The organism is Streptomyces sp. NPDC057963 (genome assembly GCF_042887155.1).
GTDB lineage: Bacteria > Actinomycetota > Actinomycetes > Streptomycetales > Streptomycetaceae > Streptomyces.
In genome coordinates this window covers 1-1,429 of the sequence record NZ_JBHVPX010000072.1, presented here as the reverse complement: position 1 = coordinate 1,429, position 1,429 = coordinate 1, and the positions used below count along the sequence as shown (strand labels likewise).

Below are 1,429 nucleotides of genomic sequence, written 5' to 3'. Positions count from 1 at the left end.
GACCGCCTTGCCGCGACTTTCAAGAATCTTCGGGGCAAGGGCCGCTTGTCCGAGGCGGACATCGATGCCACGGCTCGTGAGATCCGTATCGCGTTGCTGGAAGCGGATGTCGCGTTGCCGGTCGTGCGTGCCTTCATTGCGAATGTCAAGGAGCGGGCGCGTGGGGTGGAGGTGTCCCAGGCGCTGAATCCGGCGCAGCAGGTCGTCAAGATCGTCAATGACGAGCTCGTGGGTATTTTGGGTGGTGAGACGCGGCGGTTGCGGTTTGCCAAGACTGCGCCCACGGTGATCATGCTCGCGGGTCTGCAGGGTGCGGGTAAGACGACTCTGGCGGGGAAGCTGGGTCTGTGGCTCAAGGGTCAGGGTCACTCGCCGCTGCTGGTGGCGTGTGATCTTCAGCGTCCGAATGCTGTCAATCAGCTGAGTGTGGTCGCTGATCGTGCTGGTGTTGCGGTGTATGCGCCGGAGCCGGGCAATGGTGTCGGTGATCCGGTCCAGGTGGCCAAGGACTCGGTCGAGTATGCCCGGTCGAAGCAGTTCGACGTGGTGGTCGTCGACACTGCGGGCCGCCTTGGTATCGACCAGGAGCTGATGCGGCAGGCCGCGGACATCCGGGATGCGGTCGGTCCGGATGAGATTCTTTTCGTTGTCGACGCGATGATCGGTCAGGATGCGGTCAATACGGCCGAGGCGTTCCGTGACGGTGTCGGTTTCGACGGTGTGGTGCTTTCCAAGCTCGATGGTGATGCGCGTGGTGGTGCGGCTCTGTCGATTGCCCATGTGACGGGCAAGCAGGTCATGTTCGCGTCGAATGGTGAGAAGCTCGGGGATTTCGATGCCTTCCATCCCGACCGGATGGCGTCGCGCATTCTGGACATGGGTGATCTGCTCACGCTGATCGAGCAGGCGGAGAAGACCTTCAGTCAGGAAGAGGCCGCCAAGATGGCCTCGAAGCTGGCGTCGAGCAAGGGCAAGGATTTTACGCTTGACGATTTCCTGTCCCAGATGGAGCAGGTCAGGAAGATGGGGTCCATTTCCAAGCTGCTGGGGATGCTGCCGGGTATGGGGCAGATCAAGGATCAGATCAACAACATCGACGAGCGTGATGTGGATCGTGCCGCTGCGGTCATCAAGTCGATGACTCCGGGGGAGCGTGCGGAGCCGACGATCATCAATGGTTCGCGCCGGGCTCGTATCGCCAAGGGTTCGGGTGTTGAGGTGAGTGTGGTGAAGAACCTGGTGGAGCGGTTCTTCGACGCGCGCAAGATGATGTCGAAGATGGCGCAGGGTGGTGGGATGCCGGGGGTGCCGGGGATGCCGGGCATGGGTGGTGGTCCGGGTCGGCAGAAGAAGCAGGTCAAGCAGGCCAAGGGCAAGCGTAAGAGTGGTAACCCGATGAAGCGCAAGGCCGAGGAGCAGGCTGCCGCGG

Annotated in this window: 1 protein-coding gene; it reads left to right on the top strand. The window is 62.0% G+C overall.

Features of this window, described 5'->3' with window-relative positions; translation table 11 throughout:
- A partial coding sequence (gene ffh, locus ACFVT1_RS40980) for a signal recognition particle protein (RefSeq protein ID WP_389805868.1) occupies positions 1–1,429 on the top strand: 1,429 nt, incomplete at both ends.